At 52.6% G+C, this 21,839-nt stretch carries 21 protein-coding genes; 13 read left to right on the top strand and 8 right to left on the bottom strand.

Annotated features, from left to right (window positions below):
* Positions 1–3: 3 nt before the first annotated feature.
* The 5 genes from ACFQ0F_RS01465 to ACFQ0F_RS01445 form a co-directional block, all read right to left on the bottom strand.
* Positions 4–801, bottom strand: a complete 798-nt coding sequence (locus tag ACFQ0F_RS01465) for an ABC transporter ATP-binding protein (RefSeq protein ID WP_340676319.1) — start codon at positions 799–801, stop codon at positions 4–6.
* A gap of 1 nt (position 802) precedes the next feature.
* On the bottom strand, positions 803–1,741 hold the full coding sequence (locus tag ACFQ0F_RS01460; protein WP_379068305.1) for an ABC transporter permease: 939 nt from the start codon (positions 1,739–1,741) through the stop codon (positions 803–805).
* Positions 1,742–1,762: 21 nt separating this feature from the next.
* Entirely contained in the window at positions 1,763–3,130 is a 1,368-nt protein-coding gene (locus ACFQ0F_RS01455; protein ID WP_379068302.1) for a CmpA/NrtA family ABC transporter substrate-binding protein, read from the bottom strand.
* A gap of 260 nt (positions 3,131–3,390) precedes the next feature.
* Positions 3,391–4,575, bottom strand: a complete 1,185-nt coding sequence (locus tag ACFQ0F_RS01450) for a CmpA/NrtA family ABC transporter substrate-binding protein (RefSeq protein ID WP_379068299.1) — start codon at positions 4,573–4,575, stop codon at positions 3,391–3,393.
* 1 nt (position 4,576) lies between these two features.
* Positions 4,577–5,176, bottom strand: coding sequence for an ANTAR domain-containing response regulator (locus tag ACFQ0F_RS01445; RefSeq protein WP_379068296.1), 600 nt, complete (start codon positions 5,174–5,176; stop codon positions 4,577–4,579).
* Positions 5,177–5,263: 87 nt separating this feature from the next.
* Here ACFQ0F_RS01445 and mobA point away from each other — a divergent pair, with 87 nt between their 5' ends.
* The 12 genes from mobA (at position 5,264) to ACFQ0F_RS01385 (ending at position 16,391) form a co-directional block, all read left to right on the top strand.
* Positions 5,264–5,860: a molybdenum cofactor guanylyltransferase MobA gene (gene mobA, locus ACFQ0F_RS01440; RefSeq protein ID WP_340676314.1), complete on the top strand. Its 597-nt coding sequence runs from the start codon at positions 5,264–5,266 to the stop codon at positions 5,858–5,860.
* Complete coding sequence (gene moaC / locus ACFQ0F_RS01435; RefSeq protein WP_379068293.1) at positions 5,844–6,362, top strand: cyclic pyranopterin monophosphate synthase MoaC; 519 nt, start codon at positions 5,844–5,846, stop codon at positions 6,360–6,362. Before mobA ends, moaC begins: the two co-directional genes overlap by 17 nt.
* Positions 6,359–6,604 (top strand): MoaD/ThiS family protein, encoded by a 246-nt coding sequence (locus ACFQ0F_RS01430; RefSeq protein ID WP_379068290.1) that lies wholly within the window; start codon positions 6,359–6,361, stop codon positions 6,602–6,604. Before moaC ends, ACFQ0F_RS01430 begins: the two co-directional genes overlap by 4 nt.
* Before the next feature lie 2 nt (positions 6,605–6,606).
* The gene (locus tag ACFQ0F_RS01425) at positions 6,607–7,026 is read left to right on the top strand and encodes a molybdenum cofactor biosynthesis protein MoaE (protein WP_340676311.1); all 420 of its coding nucleotides are present in this window, start codon (positions 6,607–6,609) and stop codon (positions 7,024–7,026) included.
* A 33-nt stretch (positions 7,027–7,059) separates the two neighbouring features.
* Positions 7,060–7,626 carry a molybdenum cofactor biosynthesis protein B gene (gene moaB / locus ACFQ0F_RS01420; protein WP_340676310.1) on the top strand — a complete coding sequence of 189 codons (567 nt, stop codon included), beginning with the start codon at positions 7,060–7,062 and terminating at the stop codon, positions 7,624–7,626.
* Positions 7,623–8,846 carry a molybdopterin molybdotransferase MoeA gene (locus tag ACFQ0F_RS01415; protein ID WP_379068286.1) on the top strand — a complete coding sequence of 408 codons (1,224 nt, stop codon included), beginning with the start codon at positions 7,623–7,625 and terminating at the stop codon, positions 8,844–8,846. The genes moaB and ACFQ0F_RS01415 overlap by 4 nt, the downstream gene beginning before the upstream one ends.
* Positions 8,843–9,880, top strand: coding sequence for a GTP 3',8-cyclase MoaA (gene moaA, locus ACFQ0F_RS01410; protein WP_379068283.1), 1,038 nt, complete (start codon positions 8,843–8,845; stop codon positions 9,878–9,880). Before ACFQ0F_RS01415 ends, moaA begins: the two co-directional genes overlap by 4 nt.
* Before the next feature lies 1 nt (position 9,881).
* Positions 9,882–10,634 (top strand): molybdate ABC transporter substrate-binding protein, encoded by a 753-nt coding sequence (gene modA / locus ACFQ0F_RS01405; protein WP_379068280.1) that lies wholly within the window; start codon positions 9,882–9,884, stop codon positions 10,632–10,634.
* Entirely contained in the window at positions 10,631–11,323 is a 693-nt protein-coding gene (modB, locus tag ACFQ0F_RS01400) for a molybdate ABC transporter permease subunit (protein ID WP_379068277.1), read from the top strand. Before modA ends, modB begins: the two co-directional genes overlap by 4 nt.
* Positions 11,320–12,189: an ATP-binding cassette domain-containing protein gene (locus ACFQ0F_RS01395; RefSeq protein ID WP_379068274.1), complete on the top strand. Its 870-nt coding sequence runs from the start codon at positions 11,320–11,322 to the stop codon at positions 12,187–12,189. The genes modB and ACFQ0F_RS01395 overlap by 4 nt, the downstream gene beginning before the upstream one ends.
* Before the next feature lie 278 nt (positions 12,190–12,467).
* On the top strand, positions 12,468–13,886 hold the full coding sequence (locus ACFQ0F_RS01390) for an aminotransferase-like domain-containing protein (protein WP_379068271.1): 1,419 nt from the start codon (positions 12,468–12,470) through the stop codon (positions 13,884–13,886).
* Positions 13,887–14,006: 120 nt separating this feature from the next.
* Positions 14,007–16,391: a DUF6351 family protein gene (locus ACFQ0F_RS01385; protein ID WP_379068268.1), complete on the top strand. Its 2,385-nt coding sequence runs from the start codon at positions 14,007–14,009 to the stop codon at positions 16,389–16,391.
* A gap of 288 nt (positions 16,392–16,679) precedes the next feature.
* Here the strand turns inward: ACFQ0F_RS01385 and ACFQ0F_RS01380 are convergent, their stop codons facing one another.
* A complete protein-coding gene (locus tag ACFQ0F_RS01380) occupies positions 16,680–19,718 on the bottom strand; it encodes a parallel beta-helix domain-containing protein (RefSeq protein WP_379068265.1) in 3,039 nt (1,012 codons plus the stop codon).
* Between the two features lie 201 nt (positions 19,719–19,919).
* Here ACFQ0F_RS01380 and ACFQ0F_RS01375 point away from each other — a divergent pair, with 201 nt between their 5' ends.
* On the top strand, positions 19,920–20,498 hold the full coding sequence (locus ACFQ0F_RS01375) for a TetR/AcrR family transcriptional regulator (protein ID WP_340676301.1): 579 nt from the start codon (positions 19,920–19,922) through the stop codon (positions 20,496–20,498).
* 84 nt (positions 20,499–20,582) lie between these two features.
* Here ACFQ0F_RS01375 and ACFQ0F_RS01370 read toward each other — a convergent pair whose 3' ends face one another.
* Positions 20,583–21,368, bottom strand: a complete 786-nt coding sequence (locus tag ACFQ0F_RS01370; protein ID WP_379068262.1) for a hypothetical protein — start codon at positions 21,366–21,368, stop codon at positions 20,583–20,585.
* A complete protein-coding gene (locus ACFQ0F_RS01365) occupies positions 21,369–21,707 on the bottom strand; it encodes a DUF1425 domain-containing protein (protein ID WP_379068259.1) in 339 nt (112 codons plus the stop codon).
* Positions 21,708–21,839: the final 132 nt, after the last annotated feature.

The raw sequence follows: 21,839 nt of genomic DNA, 5'->3' as shown, positions 1-21,839 counted from the left end.
GTCTTAATCTCCTGCCACAACGTGTGATTGTTTTTCATATAAAAATTGCAGCACGCTATGACGCAAATGCGTGTAGTGCGGGTCGTCAGCAAGTGCCAAACGATGACGTGGGCGCGGCAAGTCGATCTCTAAGATTTCGCCAACAGTGGCCGACGGGCCATTGGTCATCATGACGATACGGTCGGAGAGCAAAACCGCCTCATCGACATCGTGAGTAATCATGATCACGGTGTTGTTTAGGTCGCGCTGAATCTCCATCAAGGTGTCTTGCAAATGTGCACGCGTCAGGGCATCCAAGGCACCGAAAGGCTCGTCCATGAGCAATACACGAGGCTGCATAGCCAAGGCTCGGGCAATGCCGACACGCTGCTTCATGCCACCGGAAATCTCCGAGGGGCGTTTATGCAAAGCGTGACTCATGTGCACCAAGTTCAGGTTATGCGCTATCCACTCATTCATTTCAGCGCGCGTTTTTTGCCCACGAAACACTGTACGCACCGCTAATTCGACGTTTTCCCAAACCGTCAGCCATGGCAGCAAGGAGTGATTTTGAAAGACAATGGCGCGCTCTGGACCTGGCTCGCAAACCTCTTTGCCATCCAAAATAATGCCGCCACTAGTCGCTTGCAGCAGGCCGCCAACAAGATTGAGCACGGTTGATTTGCCGCAGCCGGAGTGGCCAATGAGCGAGACAAACTCACCTTCAGCAATTTTTAAATTGACCTCTTTCAAGGCGTTATAGCTACCGCTGGCCGTGTTAAACGACATGCCCACATTGGAAATTTCTAATAATGTCTTCATGTCATTCTCCGGACTGCCAATCGACTTTTCGTTGCAGCAACAGCATCACTCGATCAAGCGCAAAACCAATCAGACCAATAACAATGACCGCGGTCATGATGCGACTGAGCGACTGCGAACTACCATTTTGAAACTCATCCCAAACGAACTTACCGAGACCGGGGTTCTGCGCCAGCATTTCGGCAGCAATCAACACCATCCATGCAATGCCCAAGGACACGCGCAGACCGGCGAACATCATAGGAACTGCTGATGGCAGGACGATTTTGATGACATGAGTGAACCAGTTCAGGCGCAAAACACGACTGACGTTATTGAGGTCACTGCTCACCGCCTGTACACCAACAGCTGTGTTAAGCAGCGTCGGCCATATGCAGCAGAGCGTGACGGTGATCATCGACACCACAAACGAGCGCGACATCATGGAGTCTGCGCTGGTGTAGACCGAAGCCACCACCAGAGTCACCAAAGGCAACCAAGCCAATGGCGACACCGGTCGAAACAGCTGCACGATAGGGTTTATGGCCTGATGCGCAAAATGACTCAGGCCCATCACGATGCCGAGCGGAATCGCCAACACAGAAGCCACCACGAAACCTGCCAGCACGGTCACCAAGCTGGTGATGATCTGATCAAAGAACGTCGGCGCGCCGGTGTACTGGCGACGCACTGGCTGCCAATCAGGCTCAACAGCCAAACGTTCGGCAATGCGAAGCTCTTGGCGCTCAGAAAACGCATCACCCTTTGCGCGCTGAGCACGATGCTCCGCTACTAGGTTTTGCGCCTGCTCCACAACCTGCATAGGGCCTGGAAACTTACCCAACATGGTATCGATACGGCTCGATGCCACTTGCCAGATCATGAGGAACACCAGCAGCCCTAATAACGGAGCTATGGCTTGGCGCAAACAAGAGCGCGTGACGTTCATTAATGAATTCATATGAGCAATCTCTTACACAACTTAAGGAACTTGCTTGCCTTTCAGGCCAATGCGGAAGCTATCGATATAGGCATTTGGCTTGCGGCCATCGAAACGAATGCCGTCGATAAACGTCGTTGCGCTGACTGGACGAAACCCACTTTCAGTGGCGAAGTCTGGAAAATCACTGGCCTTCAACTTGCCTTCGCTAATCAGCTCCTGAGCCGCTTCACGGTAGATGTCAGGGCGAAACACGCGCTTGGCCATTTCCAGATACCAGCCATCAGGCTTGGCCTCAGGGATTTGCCCCCAGCGACGCATTTGCGTGAGATACCAGACCGCATCGGAATAGAACGGGTAGGTAGCGTGGTAACGGAAGAACACATTGAAGTCTGGCAGTGAGCGTTGATCACCTTTCTCGAACTCAAACTTGCCGGTCATGCTGTTAGCAATGATGGGATAGTCGGCGCCGACATAGATGGACTTACTAATAAGCTTGGCTGCTGCCGGACGATTGGCGTTGTTGTTTGCATCTAGCCATTGGCCTGCGCGAATCAGCGCTTTCACGAGGCGAATATGCGTGTTCGGATGCGCCTCGGCCCATTGCCGGCTAACCCCGAAAACCTTCTCCGCGACATTGTTACGAATGGCCTGATCAGCGATCACCGGCACGCCAATGCCACGAAAGACTGCCTGCTGATTCCACGGCTCACCGACGCAATAACCATTGATGGTGCCAGCCTCTAGTGTCGAAGGCATTTGTGGCGGCGGAGTCACAGAAATCTGCACGTCTGCCTTCAAATTACCGGCGGTATTGCCGCGCTGCGGCGCGTAGAATCCGGGGTTAATGCCACCAGCGGCCAACCAATAACGTAGTTCATAGTTGTGGGTCGACACTGGGAACACCATGCCAAACTTCAGTGGCTTGCCTTGCTTTAAGGCTTGATCCACCACCGGCTTCAACGTGCTAGCAGAGATCGGATGAACTGGCTTGCCGCCCTTCATCGGCACCTGCTTCTTCATTTTCGCCCACAAGTCATTAGACATAGTGCAGGCGTTGCCGTTGAGGTCCATGGTGAATGCCGTGATGATCTCGGCCTTCGTGCCATAGCCCAAGGTGGCTCCCAACGGTTGCCCTGCCAACATATGGGCACCATCGAGCTCACCGGAAATCACACGATCTAGCAGCACTTTCCAGTTCGCCTGCGCTTCTAACGAGACAAACAAGCCTTCATCTTCGAAATAGCCACGATCATAAGCAACCGCTAACGGCGCCATATCAGTCAGCTTAATAAAGCCCAGCTTAAGTTCATCTTTTTCCGGAAAGCCTACTTTGGCCTGTGCCATAACCGGCAGTGCGGCGGCTAAGCCGGCCACTACAAGCCAAGATTTCAGTCTGCGATATGCCATCGATGCATCTCCTTGGACAAAAAAAACGCCCACTGCCTGACCCCAGACATCTAGGGTTTTGCAGTGAGCGCCATTGCTCAACGTAAATTGTGTGCTGTGAAGACCGTCATTGGTCTTGCATATAAGAGTTATTGCAACCGCCGTGCCAACCAAGCTAAAACGCTACTTTCAATCACTTAGGCACATTTTGTAGGACAATATGTGGATATTTACGCGTAGCGCTGCACCACGAATGCACTAGCTATGGGTCTAATGCACCATCATGGGCTGAGCACGCTGGGGTAGCAGGCAGCATCAATAAAAGCATCGGGCAGAATGGCTAGGCGGTCACGCACACCAGCCATAGAGGCCGACTGATCATGTTCGCCTTCAACCTTTGCGTCGGCACATGGAGCATCGGTTAAGTCGTGCAAAAACTCTCGATAACAGTCTGGCCGCCAGCAACTAGCAATAAGTTCAGATGGCAAACGCTCAGGCAGTTGCTGCCAACAATGCATTTGTAGCAATAACCAACGCGCCTGCGACTGCCATGGAAAGTTGGCGTCGGCTCCACCAAATTGATGAAAGTGGCTCGCGGCCACCGGCTGCTGCGCCAAGCCTATCGGCAGCCGCCCCTGGAACGGCAAAGCTAAACAGTCTTGCGGCACAGCCATTGTGTACTGCTCTGCAAGTATGCCTAAGGCCGCCTCAGGCTCTCGCGCAACTCGCTCGCCGGCGCGAAATAATGCACGCACTAGCGCAGCATGCTGCTGCGGATGCTGCTCCGCCCAGCGCACACTGACGCCGAGCACCTTTTCTGGCGCGTTTTGCCAAATCTGATGTCCAGTGAGCAAGACCTGGCCAGCACCACTCATCAGCGCCCAGCTATTCCACGGCTCGCCCGAGCAAAAACCATCGATGTGACCCAAGCGCAAATGGTCAGCCATCTGCGACGGCGGCAACACCACCATCTTGATGTCTTGATCAGGATCAATACCCGCCGAGGCCAGCCAATAGCGCAGCAAATAGGCGTGGCTAGAAAAAGGGAAAACCACAGCCCAGACCAGTTGCTTTTGATGGCGCTGGCGCCGCTGGCGTATGCAGTCGGCTAGCGCATGGGCGCACGCTAGCGGCGAGTCAGCGACAGCAACATCGCTGAGTTCACTAAACAGCGCCTTTGATACCGTGATGGCATTGCCGTTGCGGCCAAGGCCGTAGGCAGTCATTAAAGGCACTTGCAGACCCGCCAGCCCCAGCGTTGTCGATAACACCATGGGGGCTAATAAAGGTGCTGCATCAATTTGTCCGACCGTTAAGCGGTCGCGCAAAGTTGCCCAGGAGGTTTCGCACTGTAGCGCCACCTGCACACCTTCATCGGCAAAATAGCCCCACGCTTCGGCTGCCAGTAGCGGCAGACTGTCGGTCAACGGCATATATCCGATACGCACCACTGCAGACTTAGACACCCTATTTCCCCTCTAATAGCTGCAATACCGCCAGCACATTGGTCGCTACTTCACCGAGTCGCTGACCACGATCCATGGCCAATTTGCGCAGTGCTTTGTAGGCCTCTTCCTCGCTTAAACCACGGCTTTTCATCAGCATAAGTTTGGCTTGATCAATGCGTTTGCGATCGGCTAATTGATGGCGCGTGGCCTCTAACTCCGAGCGCAACGCGTGATACTCACGAAAGCGCGCAATAGCGACATCCACAATTGGGCGCACGCGATCGGCCTTCACACCACCAGCGACATAAGCACTCACGCCAGCCTGCACCGCTCGCTCAATGGTGCTGCTGTCACCATCGGCAGTAAACATAACCACCGGACGCGGCGCATCGCGATGCAAGCTCGCCATGGCGTCTAAGGTGTCGCGGTCGGGCGAATCGATATCAATGATAATGACGTCGGGCTCATGGGCACGCACAGCGGCAATCAGGCCAGCGGCACTAATCAATTTGGCGACCACGTGAAAGCCCTGATCGCTGAGCGCTTGCTCGAGCAAGGCCATGCGCGGCGCTTGGTCATCAACCAACATGACACTGAGCGCAGGAGAAGGTGGGGTCACGGCGGTAAATACTCAAAAATCGATAATTAGTTGCTGCAAGGCATATGCCAAAAATTGAGTTGGGCACGGTCATTGCATAAATTCAGCATGAATACTGACTTGACCCTACTGCCACCTTGCTCCGTTCTGCTGCTTTGCGGCGGACGCGGCTTGCGCATGGGTGGGCGTGATAAAGGCCTACTGCCTTGGCATGGCCGCCCTTTAATAGCGTGGCTAGCCGACATGGCACATGAAGTCAGCAATGACGTGCTGATTTCATGTAATCGCCACGAGGATGAGTACGCCCGTTATAGCCGGCACTGTCTAAGCGATGACAATGATGATTTCTCTGGACCACTAGCAGGCATTCGCACCGGCCTAGCGCACTGCCGGCATACGCAGTTACTGGTATTGCCTTGTGATGCACCAAAAGTGACCACTGAAATCTTAAATGCGCTACGAGTGCACAGTTCAGCACACCAAAATCAAGCAGTCATGCTGCAACAAGCACAGCAATGGCAACCACTCTTTAGCCTCTGGCCTAGCCACTTAGGCCCTGCCTTAGATCAGGCATGGCTGGCTGGTGAGCGAAGCCCGTTGCGGTTTCTGCTGGCACAACAGGCACAAGCCTTGCAGTACCCCGTAGGCGATAGCCGCTTGGTCAATATTAATAATCCGGAGCAACTTCATGCCATCTGTCCCTAAGTTCACCCACCTCGATGCACAAGGCCATGCGCAGATGGTGGATGTTAGCGACAAGGCTGTGACTGTGCGTGAAGCTCGGGCGGAGGCCATTGTGCGCATGCTGCCAAGTACGCTTGAGCGGCTCATTGCCGGCGATATGCCTAAAGGCGATGTCTTTGCCGTCGCACGCATAGCTGGTATCTGCGCAGCAAAACGCACACACGATCTCATTCCGCTCTGCCACGCCCTCGCGCTCAGCGCCGTTGAAGTCGAACTAGCAGCCTGCGCAAATGATGCTGTGCGCATCCGCACCCGCTGCAAACTTAACGGCCGCACCGGCGTGGAAATGGAGGCGTTGACCGCTGCTAGCGTGGCTGCACTCACGCTCTATGACATGTGCAAGGCAGTAGATCGCGGCATGTGCATTGAGCACATTCGCTTAATAGAAAAGTCTGGTGGTGCCAGTGGTCACTTTTTGGCAGATGACACAGACGTAGCGGCCACTTTGAGACCGACAACATGATCATCGAGCTCTGTTTATTTGCTCGCTATCGAGAAGCTCTGGGCATTGAGCGAGAACGCATCGAAGTCGATGTGACAAGCATTGCCGATCTCCGCGATGCGCTGCTGGGTCGCGGCGATAACTGGGCTGTATTGGCCGACCCAAAGCTCTGCTGCGCGCGTAATCAAACATTGTGTAGCCTTAAAAGCGCTATCGCCGATGGCGATGAAATCGCATTTTTCCCGCAGATGACGGGGGGCTAAACATGGCCACATCAATCACAACAGATGTCATCCGGCCAGGTCACCGACTCGACGCCTTCGAGCCCAGCCATAGCGCTGGTGCAGTCGTCAGCTTTACCGGCCTGGTGCGCGATGCCAGCCATGGCCAAGCCGTCAGCTCACTGTATTTAGAGCACTACCCCGGCATGACCGAGCGCATGCTCGACGAGCTAGAGATCAGCGCCTGTGCGCAATGGCCTCTGCACGCCGTCGACATCGTGCATCGCGTCGGTGACTTGGCTTGCGGTGAAGTTATCGTCTTTGTTGCCGTCGCCAGCGCGCATCGGCAAGCCGCCTTTGAAGCGGCAAGCTACCTCATGGATCAACTGAAAAGCCAAGTGCCGCTATGGAAGCGCGAAACCCAGCTGGACAGCGCGCAGCGCGTTTGGCTAATCCCCACGTAACGGCCTAACCCCTTAATTGTATTGGAAAACATCATGTCATCGCCTATTGCCGCACACAGCACAGAAGCAAGCAGCGCGCCCGAGTCGCTACAAATCGCTGTGCTCACCATCAGCGATACACGCACACATGCCACCGATAGTTCAGGGCAAACGCTCGTGGACTTGCTCGAAGCCGATGGCCATCACCTCGCCGCGCGCGCCATCGTGCACGATGATATCTGGCAAATTCGCGAGCGCCTCTGCACCTGGATTAACGATCCCAGCATCCAAGTCGTGTTGATGACCGGTGGCACAGGCTTCACGCCGCGCGACATCACACCGCAAGCGGTGGCGCCTCTGCTAGAGCGCGTCGTGGATGGGTTTGGTGAACGCTTTCGCCAAGTCTCACTTGCCGATATAGGCAATAGCACCATGCAGTCGCGCGCCCTAGCTGGCATCAGTAATGGCACCTTGATTTGCTGCTTGCCGGGCTCGACCAATGCCTGCCGCACGGCATGGCAGGAGTTGCTCAGTGGGCAGCTTGATAGCCGCACGCGCCCCTGTAATTTCGTCCCGCATTTGCGAGATACCCGCACCGCCGCTTGCGAGTCACGAGGATGACTACTTCTGCCTGCGACAGCCCCGGACTGCTCACCGTCGATGCCGTCATTGCGCAATTATTAGCCCAAGCGATCGCGCCCACTGCCCGTATCCGATTGCCGCTGAGTGCAGCATCTGGCCGAGTTTTAGCTGAAGATATTGTCGCTCCACACGATGTACCAGCGTGGGCCAATAGCGCCATGGATGGCTACGCCGTGGCCGCTGCCGACCTGCAAACCCCAATGACATCACTAGCTATCGATGGCCGCCTAGCCGCTGGCGATGGCAGTGGATCTGCACTAACACCTAGCCATGCGCGCCGAATATTCACCGGCGCGCCACTACCCGCTGGTGCCGACACCGTAGTAGCGCAAGAGCATTGCCTACGCGAAGGCGACCGCATCAGCATCCCCATCACCACACTCGCCGCCAATGTCCGTGCCCAAGGCGAAGAGCTCGCTCGCGGCAGTCTCGTACTCAGCGCCGGCAAGCGTTTAAGCGCCAATGAAATCGCTCTGCTCGCCAGCCTAGGCCAAGCCAAAGTCAGCGTCTTTCAGCCCTTGCGCATAGGCCTTTTATCCACTGGCAATGAGCTGCGCGAAGCAGGATCAGCACTGGCTGCCGGACAAATAGCCAATGCCAACGGCCCTGGCTTGGCCGCGCTTTTTCGCGGCTGGGGCTTCGATGTTATCAATAGCGGCATCGTGCCCGACCAACCCGCCGCACTACGCTCCGCCTTCCGTGCTTTAAGCAGCCAATGCGACGTGTTAATCAGCTCCGGCGGCGTCTCGGTTGGCGAGGAAGACCATCTGAAAGCGGTGGTCAGCGAACTTGGTGAACTCGCACTATGGCGCGTCGCCATTCAGCCCGGCAAACCGCTGGCCTTTGGTCGCGTCGGTCAGCGCCCGTGGCTTGGGCTGCCGGGCAACCCCACATCGGCATTGATCACGGCGATGATTATTGCCAAGCCGTATCTGCGTCGACTTCAGGGCCAGCAGCATGTGCAAGAAGCCGCCTACACACTGAGTGCCGAGTTTTCATGGCCGAAGGCAAAACCGCGGCGGCAATATCTTCGCGCTTCGCTCACCAACAGTGGCGGCGTGACGCTACATGCACAGCAAGGTTCAGCCATGCTCAGCCCCGCCTGCGCCAGCGATGGCCTGGCGATGATTGAAGCTGGACGCAGCTTAGTCGCTGGCGAGCCGGTGCCATTTTTACCTTATGCCAGCCTGCTGTCATGACTAGCGCTGCGCACGGCCTCACTAGCAGCGGCGCCGCTCCGCGTACCGGCCTTATCGATGGCCTTGGCCGGCAAATCAACTACCTGCGCCTGTCTGTCACCGATCGTTGTGATCTTCGCTGCCGCTATTGCATGGCCGATGACATGCAGTTTTTGCCGCGCGAACAGACGCTCACGCGCGCTGAAATCCATCGCCTCGCCAGTCTGTTTGTCGCCGAGGGCGTGCGCAAAATTCGCCTCACCGGTGGCGAGCCTCTGACTCGCCCCGACATCATTGCCATTTGCGAAGACCTAGCCGCACTACCCGGCCTCGACGAGCTAGTACTCAGCACCAATGGCCGCCAGCTCGCCAACCATGCCATCGCACTCAAACAAGCTGGCGTCAGTCGCCTCAATATCAGTCTAGATAGCCTAGAAGCCGAGCGCTTCCGCTACATCACACGCCATGGCGTACTCGCCGATGTGATTGCTGGCATAGACGCCGCTGTCGCACAGGGCTTTAAACGCATACGCCTTAACAGCGTGATTTTGCGCGGCAGCAATGACGATGAAATTCTCAATTTAGTCGCCTTTGCATTAGCACGTGAGATAGATATTTGTTTCATCGAAGAAATGCCCTTGGGCGATGTTGGGCGCAATCGCGCTGCATCCTTTATCAGCAGCGCCGACATTGCCGAGCGCCTAGCCGAGCACTACGCGTTAACGCCGCTTATCAACACCGATGCTCACGCTGGGCCTGCGCGCTATATGCAAGCGCAAGGCTATCCGAACAGCCGCATTGGTTTTATTTCGCCACACTCCAACACCTTTTGCGCTAGCTGTAATCGCCTACGCCTTACCGCCGAGGGCAGGCTTTTGCTGTGCTTAGGACAAGAAGAGTCTTTGTCCTTGCGCGATCTCATTCGCCAATATCCCGCTGATGATCATGAAGTACGGCGCGCGCTGCACAATGCGCTGACTCATAAGCCCGCTAGCCATGATTTTCAGCACGATGGCGAGCAATTGGTGCGCTTTATGAGCGCGAGTGGTGGCTAAGGTGAACTCTCGTCTCGCCTTCCTTTGCGTCAGTCTATTGCTCTGGGCACAGCCCGCACTCACGCGAGCCGAAACCATTACTGTGGCTGTGGCGGCAAACTTTGCGCCAACCTTGCGCCTGCTCGCCGAACGCTTTCAACACGAGCAAGCGCATCAAATACGCGTAGTAACAGGCTCCTCAGGACTGCTCGCCGCGCAAATTCTTCATGGCGCGCCTTACGATTTATTTTATTCCGCCGATACGAGTAAGCCGCAAGCACTCATCGAGGCCGGCCTTGCGCCAGTGCAAAATCGCTACACCTATGCCATTGGCCGCTTGGTGCTGTGGTCGTCGCAAGCAAAACTCATCGATGCTCAAGGCCGGGTTCTACACACAGACTTTCAGCGCTTAGCTCTGGCCAATCCAAAGCTCGCACCTTATGGACTAGCGGCGCTCGACGTACTCACTGCACTCAAGCTCAGCGATGCCATGCGCACGCGCTGGGTCATGGGCGAAAACATCGCGCAGACCTATCAGTTTGTCGCCACCGGCAATGCCGACCTAGGCTTCATTGCGCTCGCGCAATGGCAGGCTGAGCCAAACACGGGCAGCCATTGGCTGGTGCCCAGCACCTTGCACCGAGCCATCAGGCAAGATGCGCTACTGCTGCACGACACGCCCGCCAATCGTGCTTTTTGGCAATTCATGCGCAGCGCAGCGGCACAAGAGCAGATTCGCCGTGCTGGCTACGATACCCCCGAGATCAGGCCATGAGCTTCTCTGCCGATGACCTCGTCGCCCTGTGGCTCACAGTGAAACTCGCCACCACCGTCACCGTTGTACTGCTAGTTATTTGTACGCCATTAGCATGGTGGTTAGCGACTACGGCCTCGCGCTGGCGTGGGCCCATCAGTGCCATAGTCGCACTGCCTTTGGTGCTACCACCGACCGTTCTGGGCTTTTACTTTTTACTGGGCATGGGCCCGAACGGTGCCATTGGCCAACTCACGCACGCGCTGGGCTTGGGCTATTTGCCGTTTCATTTTTCCGGCCTCGTGCTGGCCTCGGTGTGCTACTCGCTGCCTTTTGTCGTGCAGCCCATCCAAAATGCCATGGAGGCGATACCCAAAAGCCAACTTGAAGCCGCAGCCACCTTAGGCGCCGGCCCGATCGATCGTTTTTTTAGCGTGATATTGCCGCTGGCCAAACCCGGATTCATCAGCGCCGCCCTGCTTGGCTTTGCTCATACCGTGGGCGAATTTGGCGTGGTGTTAATGATAGGCGGCAACATTCCCGATGAGACGCGCGTGGTCTCGGTGGCACTTTATGATCATGTTGAAGCGATGAATTATGGCCAAGCCCATGGACTGGCAGCGGTACTACTAACGTTCTCGTTCATCACCTTGCTCGTGCTCTATAGCCGATCTCCGCGCGCGCTTATGCTAGTGAGATCGCGGCCATGAATACGCCACCCCAAAAGAGCATGCACGGCCTCAGCGTAGGCACCATAAGCTCGTCTAGCGTAGAAAATAGCAACAACGACATTAGCGATACACTCGCGCTGGAAATCGACCTTAGCCATGGCCCACAAGCCTTTCATTTACAGATAAGCACCCACTTTTCACTGACTGGTGTCACCGCAATTTATGGCCCATCAGGTGCTGGGAAAACGACGCTTTTGCGCTGTATTGCCGGCTTGCAGGCCATGACCTGCGGCAGCATTCGTTTTCGCCAAACGCTCTGGCAAGATGCATCAATGCAGGTCCCGACGCATCAGCGCGGCCTAGCCTATGTCTGCCAAAGCGCAGACCTATTTGCGCACCTAAACGTGCAGGGCAATCTCAACTATGCTCAACGCCGTGCGCAAAAACGCACTTTGCGCGTCTCCGCCGAAGAAGTCATTGAGCTATTAGCCCTAGCCCCCTTGCTACAGCACCGCATAGAGAAGCTCTCTGGTGGCGAGCGCCAACGCGTCGCCCTCGCACGCGCCCTGCTAAGCCAGCCGTCATTACTGCTTTTAGATGAGCCTCTGGCCAGTGTCGACCAACACCAGCGCGCAACTGTACTACCCTATATTCAGCGCCTCTGCGCCGCACAACTACTGCCCATCATCTATGTTAGCCACGATCTCGATGAGGTCGCCGCATTGGCGCATGACATTATTCATTTGGTCGATGGCAAGGTTTTACAACAAGGCCCTGCACCTGAGCTATTGGTTAGCTTGCGCGAAATCTATGATGCAGCGCGTACAGAAATGGCCATATTGAAAGCAGAAAACCAGCACCTTAAAGCCCGCTGTGAAGCGTTAGAAAAAGCGCTGGCACGTTAACTTTCAGACTCAGCAAGAGATGATGCGGGGATGAAATAGATGTCGTTTATATGTACTCATCGACGAATTATCACGAGCAGTGAGTTAATTTGATAACACCTATATTACATACTAGATACTATCAAGCCACTTGATCGGCTTTTTATTATCGCGCTAATTGGACACTCAACTGAGTGTGAGCGAAGCTCTAACTACTTAAGCGCTTATTTAGACCATGGTTTGCCTGCGCTTCTACTCAATATCACAATAATTAAGCTAGTAGTCGAGGCAATAGCCCTATGGCAGATGAGCGCTTCCTTTATGAGAACATCAGTCAGCGGTTACGCAACCAAATACTGGGTGGCAGCTACCATGTAGGAGAAAAGCTCCCGTCCATGCGTCGACTCAGTCAAGTTTTCGGAGTCAGCATCAACACCATCATGCTGTGCTTTCGTCAGCTTGAGTCCGATGAGCTTATCGACATTCGTCCGCGTTCAGGCGTGTTTGTCACAAATCATAGCTTGCCTAAAATCTGTCCAAGTAACGTAGCTCACTTCCCGCTACTACCGGTAGAGGTATCTTTAAGTGAAGATATTTTTCACTATATGGAGCCTCATATTGAGGAGCATCTAGTCCGCTTAGGCATCGCCTTACCTGCTCGCGAAATCATGCCAATCGAACATGTATTACGTACTATGCGTGGAGTAACTCGCCGGCAGCCTCTAGACGCTTGGGATTACATGCACCCGCATGGCTACACTAAGTTCACCAGTCAGTTAGCTAAGCGCAGCCTGAATTATCCAGTACCAATTGCTCAAGAAGATTTGATAGTCACCAATGGCTGCATGGAGGCTATTGAACTAGCACTCAGAACAGTTACTCAACGTGGTGACACCGTCGCAGTAGAAACTCCAAGCTACTATGGCACCCTCCTAGCACTGGAAGTTATGCAGCGCAAAGCGCTTGAAATCCCTACTGATTATCGTAATGGAATATGCCTCGATGCCTTAGAGCAAGTATTCAAACGTCAGCAAGTAAGTGCCTGTCTAGTCTCATGTAATGCACAAAATCCGCTAGGATTTACCATGTCAGAAGATCGCAAGCAGAAGCTAGTGAAACTAGCCACTCGCTACAACATACCGCTGATTGAAAACGATATATGGGGCGATACTGTTTATGCTGGAGACTGCCTACCAGCCAAGGCATACGATGAGGCTGGGATGGTTATTTACTGCAACTCATTCTCTAAATCATTAATGCCAGGCATCAGACTCGGCTGGGTTGCTCCCGGACGCTTTCACCATCGCTTGCGAGAACTCAAACAGATCAGCAGCATTACCACGGCATCAACTCCACAGCTACTGATGGCGAGGCTCATGGAAAGTGGCTTCTATGCGCAGCATGTACAGCAGTTGCGACAAAAGCTTGCTGTGCAAACACAAGAGACTGTCGCTACCGTACTTAAGGCTTTCCCAGAAGGAACTCGTATTGAGCCTCCTACCGGCGGCTGCGTACTCTGGGTCGGCCTGCCTGACCAAATAGACTCCAGATTGCTATTTGACCAAGCTCTGGCAAAAGGTATTCATATCTTTCCCGGCTCAGTATTTTCCGCAGGCCCGAGACACTTCGACTACCTACGCTTAAACGCAGGCGCACCACTGGATGACAAACTGCGATCGGCTATTACCCAACTGGGCGACATGGCGAAACGCATCTAGTGCTCCACTCCATCTGTATCACTGCTTTAAACGAATCTGTACCTGTTATATCCCCTTCCCATCCTCGTAGCATGACCAAGCTCAATAACTACAACAACAAGGTCATACGAGGAATACACTATGTCCAGCTTACCGCGGTACGCAGCACCCTTCGCAATTAGCTTGCTCTCTCTCGCACTATTTGGCTGTCTAGGTGGTAATGACAATAAGTCAAATGCGCTACCTGATATCAAACTCAAATCATTATCCAGCGCCCCTGAACAAGTCAGTGGTGGTGACGTATTACTCTCATTCGAGGGAGATATGGCGCTTATTAATAATGAAAAGGATCAACTAGAAATTTTGCTGAATGATGAGAAGGTTGAGGCATCACGCTCAACTCTCCGCAACGGGCGCTATGAAGTTCTAATTACAGGCCTTAAGGAAGGTGAGAACAAACTGCAGCTACGCCATGCCAAACATGGAAAACTGCAAGAGATGCTATTAACTAACCACCCAATTACTGGACCTATATTCTCTGGGCCACAGCAGTACCCCTTTGTCTGCACCGTCACCGAACTAGGCAAGCAGCCCTTAGTTGATACCGACGCTAGCATGGGCTTTCCTGTAAAGGATGCTAGTGGCAATCAGATAGGTCTGAGTAAAGACTGCTCAATTGAGACGTATGTTGAGTTCTATTACCGTACAACCGGCAACCAATATAAGCTTTTACCCGCCAACCGCGTAAGACCAGCAGATATGGCCACCACAACGCTGACCGACGGCCGAGTTGTCGACTTTATCGTTCGGCGCGAAGTCGGCACTATTAACCGCTTCATTTACAGCTTCGCCACATTAGCTAGCCTAGACGATACCGCTGATACGGCCTCCACCGAATATTGGAATGGCCGTGCACTATTCCAATTCCTAGGTGGTGTTGCCATTGGGCATACCCAAGGACGCATGGACAATCGCACGAATCAATCCATGGTGCCGGAAGTACTTGGCAAAGGTTACGCCGTTATGTTTTCCACCGGCACGGTCACCGACTCGCATTACAACCTACAGGTCGGTGGCGAAACTGCATTAATGGTCAAAGAGCACTTCATCAAACGCTTCGGCACACCTGAATATACTGTTGCTATCGGCGGCTCTGGTGGCGGCATTCAGCAATATGTTTACTCTCAAAATCACCCAGGCCTTCTGGACGGCGGCGTGCCACAGTACTCCTATCCCGACATGGTGACTCAAACTATTCATATTGGCGATTGTGAGTTGCTAGAGCATTACATGGACGCCACTGACAAAGACAACTCCAAGTGGATCATGACAAAAAACCGTAGCTGGCTAGTTGGTTTGAACGCTACGGATGCTTACCCAGATCCTCTAGCACCCTATAAACCTATGCTTGGCTACAGCACGGCACCAGGCATGACCGAGTGTGTACCTGCTTGGCGCGGCTTAACACCGCTAGTGATGAATCCACACTTCGGTGGAGTACGTAATCAGGAGCAAATGCAAGGTGGCGCCATGGATAATGTGGACTGGACCCACTATGACGATTTACGCAATATTTATGGCACCGATGAGGATGGCAACCCTAGAACACTATTCGACAACGTTGGTGTTCAATACGGTTTACAAGCGCTTAATGATCATAAAATCACCCCTGCAGAATTCCTCAAACTCAACTCACAAATTGGCGGCTGGAAGCGGCCTAAAGATATGGCTCAAGAAGGCTTCCCGTTCCTAGGCAGTGAAGCAGATGTTATGAGTGGCAAAGTCGCATTCGACCCATGGAGCAAAAACAATATGCTTTTAAGTGCCGATGGAATTGCGCCTGCTCCACGCACAAAGGGAGACTTGAAAGCAATGAATGCTGCCTACAGCTCCGGCATGGTATTTGATGGTGAGCTCAACATACCCGTGATCGATTGGCGGCACTATCTCGAAGATGTTCTGGATATGCACAATAGCCACCAATCCTTTTCTGGGCGTCAGCGGATTCGCAACAAAATGGGACACTCCGATAACCAGCTGATCTGGTTTACAGATGCTCGCCCTCATAGCTATAGACCCAATGACACTCGCCCACGCCCAAATAAAGACTTTGATCAAACTTGGCAGGCCCTAGAAGTACTCCATGACTGGATAACCAATATCCGTAAAAACCCTAAAAAGAGCATTGCTGAAAACAAACCAGCGACTGCTGTAGACAGCTGTTTTACAACCGAAGGCGACAAAATTGCTTCCGGTGACGACGTTTGGGATGGCATTCTGAACGACAAAGCAGCCGGAGCTTGCGCTCAAGAGTTTCCCACTCATACAACCTCAAGAATGGTCGCAGGTGGACCTATCGAAGGCGGTGTATTCAAGTGCGCACTGAAACCTGTTGCTAAGGCGCTCACTGATGGAACTTATGGAACTTGGGCTCCTAACTTAGAGCAAACTCAAAAGCTAGAGGCTATTTTCCCAGAAGGCGTATGTGACTACAGTAAAGCAGATCAAGGTAGACCCAAAGGCTAATTTATTAAGCCTGCAATAGGCAATTGAAATGGTACAAAAATAAAACGCTCAAAATGAGCGTTTTATTTTGCCAGCGATTTGTGCACCAGCAGTCAGCTGCAAGCTCCTATTGTGGCTATATTGATCTGTATTTATACGGGCTTCAGGGCATCAAATTAGCATTAGTGTGCACTACAACTCATCTGTTTCATCACCTGGGCTTGGTAACCTTGCCAAGAAATGTCCCCACAAAAAAGCCGCGCCCGAGGTATTCAAGGCGCGGCTTTTAGATGATGAACAACCAACCAATTAGGGCAATGGCAAACCTTTAAGCGTACGCTCAAGAAGCTGCGTTGCTGACGATGCAGCATCCGTCACACCGCCCGTGATTACAGCCAATAAGTCGGTTAGATCTTTCAGCGAGACCAAACCACCTGTAGCCGCCTGGAGATCGCTCAGTCCATCGGTTACTTCCACTGGCAGAATTTCAGTAAGCAATAGTGGTATCTCGCTATCACTACAGTTATTTTCGTTTTGAATCTCATTTTCGTTTTCTGCATCAACTTGAGCTAGGCCAGTCTGAATCCATTGATTAATCAATGCTGAGCCTTCGCCATGCACTACCGAGCGTGCGATTGGAGGCATCCGCACACCTGCTTCTGCGGAGCCAACGCGGTGAGCCATAATCGATGTGCCCGGACTACCCATCACAATATCGAACTTATGACCGCCTGAGCCACGACCAGCAGCAACAGGCTTCTTACAGATGCCATAGCGCACGTTCACTGGACGGAAGCTATCCAAAAACAGACCAGAGTTCGAGGCGTTACCGCTACCGTTATGGCAGTACGCACAGTTCACTTCTAAGTACGCACGAACACGTTCATGAAGGTCACGTCCTGAATCTGCTACCGGCTTAGTAGGCCCACTGCTTGGAATGTTATAGATCGCCATCGCTTTGTCGCGCTTTGACACATCGGCATTAAAGCCTGTCAACCAACCTTTGCTCACCATCAGCGCCAGTTGATTCTGGCCAGTGAAGTCTGGGTTCACCCCACGATCCATATTCCGAGCTTTAGGACCAATAGGTGCTGCGCCTACACGGTCATCGCCACCATGGCAGCCGATACAGTTTAGGGCTGCAGGGATCGCATACGCTGGAGCTTTGCCCGTGTAGCGAGCACGCGTACCATTCTTCTTAACATTAGGATTAGGGTCAAAATAATCCCACTCTGAAGGAACGGTATCGCCAGCCAACTTCAACACAGCCTTTGTTGGCTTACCATCCGTACCTTGCACCCACGCGTATGGCAGGCCTACCCAAGTATCGCCAACTGAGGTTGAGCGGAGAATCAACAGACGTGTTTCAACAATATGCTCCTTAACGAGTGCACCAAGCGCATCCTCAGTACGGAATGTGAAAGTTTTCGAAATAACCGTGCCCGGGGGGAAGTCTAGAGACTCGTTAAAGCTTTTAGACGACTTATAGTCCGCATATTTCGCTGGCTGAGTACCACCCGAACCATTAGGTGGCAAGAAAATCACACGGTACTTGCTCGCATAGTCGGAGAATAGCGTGCTGTTAAGCTCATAGGGGAATGCCGCGCCATGACCACCAGATAATGGGTCATTCGCTGTTTTGAATAGTCCATATTGCGATAACTCTGGGCAGTCAAACTTAGCGAGCGCAGTCCAGTTAATCTCACCTGGCTTAACTGCTTCACAGGCCGCCTTAACTTCAGCAGCTGTAGGGGCCTTGTCTTCTGCAACTGGCACATATGGCAGATTTAAAACCGGCTCTGGGTAAGGCGTAGCACTATGGCTACAGTCATGTGGAGACGCATCATTGGATCCAGGAGTGACCAACTGCTGCAATGTTTCTGGGCCTAAATCAGAGCGGTCCAAGCCAGCATTCAAGAATGGTTTAACTAACGGGCTGCGGCCACTCAACTTATGCGTGTTGTTTTGAATACACAAGCGGTTAGGCTCTTTTGCCTTCTCTTCAAATTTCCACGCATTGTATTTGCACTTAGGCTCTTGGTCAGCGCGATCGTAGTTTGGACGGCCACGCTCATCAATTCGCGACTCATAACGCCCTACTTCATTAGCGTTTGGCTTATTCAATGCAATGCCTTGGAAATCCTTCGGATAGTCAGTGCAATCATTGGCCGAATCCACGCCACCATCCCACACAATGTCAGCACCAAAACCAAAGTTTTTCACTCGAAGCAGCAGAGGCAACGCAGAGGCCACACCACGATCAGCCATCGGAATTTGTGGGTTACCGCCATTACCATGGAACGTGTTGTTATGAATCCATGCGCCTTCTGGATAAAAGTCATAACGCAGGTCAGGGTAGTTACGATCCACCAGACCAAAGTTAATCATTGCGATGCCCAAACTTTCGTTGTTATAGATCTCGTTGTCGTGCACTTGCAATTGATCAGAAGCCAAGATCAACATGCCGGTACCGCGTGGCACTAAGCCGACAATGTTGCCGACAGGCGCAAAGTTAGGGGTGTTATTTTCATACGACTTATTGAAACGAACGATGTTCTTTTCACCGTACTGCCTTAAGTCGGGCAAGTCGAAAACCAAGAAACCACCGGTATTCTTGGTGGCAATATTGTGCTCAAACACCGCACGATATGTGTTTTCGAACTCAAAGCCGGCAACGTTGTAGGTAGCTAGGCAGTTGCGCACCAATACATCACTTGATTGGCCAACATAAATGCCCGCATCGGATGCACCATGTGACTCGCAGTCTTCCATAAGCACCTGACGAGTCTCAACGGGATAGAGTCCATAGGCGCCCACATCTGACCGTGGCGTATAGCCAGCATCGGTTTCATCACGACCTGCAGCATCGTGCCAGCGCACACGCACATCTTTCACATGGACTTGGCTTGAGCGGAAAATACGAATGCCGTTACCTGGTGTGTCTTCAATTGTGAAGCCTTGCAGAACAACACCATCGGCGTTACTAGCGTTGATCCCTTCTCCGCTATCACTTTTGGCAAAGTTGAGGAAGGTTTTATCCTTGCCCGCGCCTTTCAGAGTCACTCCTTTCTTGCTGTTAATCAGCAAGCCAGTAGACATCTCGAAGTCGCCTGCACAGAAAGATACAACAGTGCCTGGAGAGGCTGTCGAAAGTTGCGTTAGTACTTGTTCGCGGGCACCTGCACCGGGAGCAATACAGGCGGCTTGGACATTTGGCTGTGTTGGATCAGGATTATCTGGGTCTGTGGGCGATCCAGAAGTTAAACTTGATGAGTCACTGCATGCGGTAAGAAAAATCACAGTGGACGCTAGCAGCACCCGCACCAATTTTTGATTTAGTAGAAGCATAAAAACCTCGTTTTCATTTAGGTTGCTAACCATTAGTACGCTAGCGTTTTTGACTTTGCGTTAGCCGATTCAATCTCGACTTTCCAACTTATCGCAGCAAGTTGATAACTAACATCGCCGCGGGAACCACTATTGTGGCACCCATAACAAGGACACTTTAGCAGCTTGTTGTGGGGGCCGCAACAAGCTATTATCACATTCATGAAAACATTAGAAAGTAAGCGACTCTCCCCAGAACTACGGAAAGCTGCGATCCTGCGCGCCGCAAAAAATCTTTTATTTCGAGATGGCCTAGAAGGATTCTCGCTAGAAGGTGTAGCGCGCGAAGCCAAAGTGGCCGCTAGCCTGCCTCGACACTACTTTGGTAGCCATGCAGATCTGCTGTTAGCGGCAACCTCTGATACGTTGCTTGAAGCACAAATGGCACTCACAAATCCCGACCTCAGTATTTCGTTACCAGAGCGACTAAATAAATTCTTAGATGTTGTGACCATGTATCCATTGGCATTTGCTATTTATATGCGAGCGAATGAAATACACCCAAGCCTGGGCGCAGCCGCCCGTAAAGCCAGAGAAAAAATTGCTGAAATAAGTTTATTGCGCTCGTGGGACACCATGACAGTGCAAGAGCAACTTCATGCGCGTGGCTGGATAGGATATGTAGAAGGAGTTATTGGTGATTGGCTTGAGCGAGGCATGACAGATCGTGATGTGCTGCTAAAAACCATGATCGAGGCAGCAAAAGGCTTAAAAATTAAAGGGCTTACTCTAGTTTTTTAGTTAAACCGTAGGGTACTGACAGGTTAACTTGTCAGTACCCAATCAAAAGCCCGCATAAAGCGGGCTTTTTACGAACAACATCGACTAAAGCGATGTGCTTAGCGAGGCCATTAAGCGCTGCGCTAGCTGCGCACCAATTTGCTTAACATACTCAGGGTCAGCAGCAGCAGCCGTTGGCCGTTCATAGCCATTAGGGCCCGCCACAAAACGACCTTTGGCCGGCTCAATATCATTAGCATTGATCATCGCCAGCACTTGCGCAGACTTCACTGACGTTGCTTGCGCTTTGAAGTTATAACCTGTTGGCGAGTTGGCATTACGCTGAATCAATAACTCCACGAGCACATCAGCGTACTGCGTTAAACCATCCATCTCAATATGCTTTACAGCAGCAATCGCTTTGGCGTTTTCAGGGCGCTGCGCCGCCGCCAGCCTGAGCATCACGCGGCGATCTACTAGGCGCACTTTCTTCGCGAGAAATGTGCTGTAGAAGCCATCCTCAAATGCCCAGACTAAGCTTTTGGGCTGATGCGTTTCATTGGCTGAGTTCTTGCTGCGAAAGTGCACAGCTGTCTCCGCCTGCATGACATCGCCCTTACGATTAACAACAGCTGTCTCAACGCGTACCGGCGTTTTCCATTCCTCAACGTCATCGCTCAGCGAACGATTAAAGAAAATCGCCATGCGTGGTTTGCCTGCACGCACATAAGCACGACCAAATTCTGCTGCTTGGCTTTTCATTGCTTGTTCTTGCGCCTGTAGCAGTGCGCCTGGCTCCACCATCATTGGCGCCGCATCGTGCGGCGCTTCTGCCGCATACACGGCTACAGGTAGCAGACATCCTGCTACAAGCGTCAAAAGCTTACTCATTTATTGCGCCTCTTTTAGTTCAATATAAAAGAAACCGGCTTTATTAGATAAAGACATTTCGCGATAGGTGCCGCTGCCACGCGCTGGCAGCGTAATACGTTGCCAAGCAGAGAAGTCTTCAATTGGCGAGCGATTTTCGTCATAGAAACGCGTACGACCTTGCAAGGTTTGCGTGTGGTCGGTCATGTTCTCGATGGTCGTGTGCACAGACAATGTGCCTGTTGCTGTGCGCGATGCGCCCGTTGCGCCAATACTGATCTTGCCATAATCATATTGAGTACCCAGGATAGTTTTGCGCTGCTCAAGCATCTTGCGATCAATGACATTGACACTATTCATGGCGAGCTCAGTGATACTAGTGCCCACTTTGTTTGATACTGGCTTTGGTGGAGTAACACAGGCCGTAACACTGAGTGCAACTGCCGTAACTAAACTGATTTTTGTGAATCGATTCATAATATTCTCACTATA

Source organism: Paraperlucidibaca wandonensis, assembly GCF_042677145.1.
GTDB classification, from domain to species: Bacteria; Pseudomonadota; Gammaproteobacteria; order Pseudomonadales; family Moraxellaceae; genus Perlucidibaca; species Perlucidibaca wandonensis.
This window is presented reverse-complemented; position numbering and strand designations above follow the sequence as displayed.

What these genes read in the sequence shown, in the direction of transcription:
- ACFQ0F_RS01465 (WP_340676319.1), bottom strand. Translation starts at nt 801, where the DNA reads ATGAAGACATTATTAGAAATTTCCAATGTGGGCATGTCGTTTAACACG.
- ACFQ0F_RS01460 (WP_379068305.1), bottom strand. Translation starts at nt 1,741, where the DNA reads ATGAATTCATTAATGAACGTCACGCGCTCTTGTTTGCGCCAAGCCATA.
- ACFQ0F_RS01455 (WP_379068302.1), bottom strand. Translation starts at nt 3,130, where the DNA reads ATGGCATATCGCAGACTGAAATCTTGGCTTGTAGTGGCCGGCTTAGCC.
- mobA (WP_340676314.1), top strand. Translation starts at nt 5,264, where the DNA reads ATGAATACTGACTTGACCCTACTGCCACCTTGCTCCGTTCTGCTGCTT.
- moaC (WP_379068293.1), top strand. Translation starts at nt 5,844, where the DNA reads ATGCCATCTGTCCCTAAGTTCACCCACCTCGATGCACAAGGCCATGCG.
- ACFQ0F_RS01430 (WP_379068290.1), top strand. Translation starts at nt 6,359, where the DNA reads ATGATCATCGAGCTCTGTTTATTTGCTCGCTATCGAGAAGCTCTGGGC.
- ACFQ0F_RS01425 (WP_340676311.1), top strand. Translation starts at nt 6,607, where the DNA reads ATGGCCACATCAATCACAACAGATGTCATCCGGCCAGGTCACCGACTC.
- moaB (WP_340676310.1), top strand. Translation starts at nt 7,060, where the DNA reads ATGTCATCGCCTATTGCCGCACACAGCACAGAAGCAAGCAGCGCGCCC.
- ACFQ0F_RS01415 (WP_379068286.1), top strand. Translation starts at nt 7,623, where the DNA reads ATGACTACTTCTGCCTGCGACAGCCCCGGACTGCTCACCGTCGATGCC.
- moaA (WP_379068283.1), top strand. Translation starts at nt 8,843, where the DNA reads ATGACTAGCGCTGCGCACGGCCTCACTAGCAGCGGCGCCGCTCCGCGT.
- modB (WP_379068277.1), top strand. Translation starts at nt 10,631, where the DNA reads ATGAGCTTCTCTGCCGATGACCTCGTCGCCCTGTGGCTCACAGTGAAA.
- ACFQ0F_RS01395 (WP_379068274.1), top strand. Translation starts at nt 11,320, where the DNA reads ATGAATACGCCACCCCAAAAGAGCATGCACGGCCTCAGCGTAGGCACC.
- ACFQ0F_RS01390 (WP_379068271.1), top strand. Translation starts at nt 12,468, where the DNA reads ATGGCAGATGAGCGCTTCCTTTATGAGAACATCAGTCAGCGGTTACGC.
- ACFQ0F_RS01385 (WP_379068268.1), top strand. Translation starts at nt 14,007, where the DNA reads ATGTCCAGCTTACCGCGGTACGCAGCACCCTTCGCAATTAGCTTGCTC.
- ACFQ0F_RS01380 (WP_379068265.1), bottom strand. Translation starts at nt 19,718, where the DNA reads ATGCTTCTACTAAATCAAAAATTGGTGCGGGTGCTGCTAGCGTCCACT.
- ACFQ0F_RS01375 (WP_340676301.1), top strand. Translation starts at nt 19,920, where the DNA reads ATGAAAACATTAGAAAGTAAGCGACTCTCCCCAGAACTACGGAAAGCT.
- ACFQ0F_RS01370 (WP_379068262.1), bottom strand. Translation starts at nt 21,368, where the DNA reads ATGAGTAAGCTTTTGACGCTTGTAGCAGGATGTCTGCTACCTGTAGCC.
- ACFQ0F_RS01365 (WP_379068259.1), bottom strand. Translation starts at nt 21,707, where the DNA reads ATGAATAGTGTCAATGTCATTGATCGCAAGATGCTTGAGCAGCGCAAA.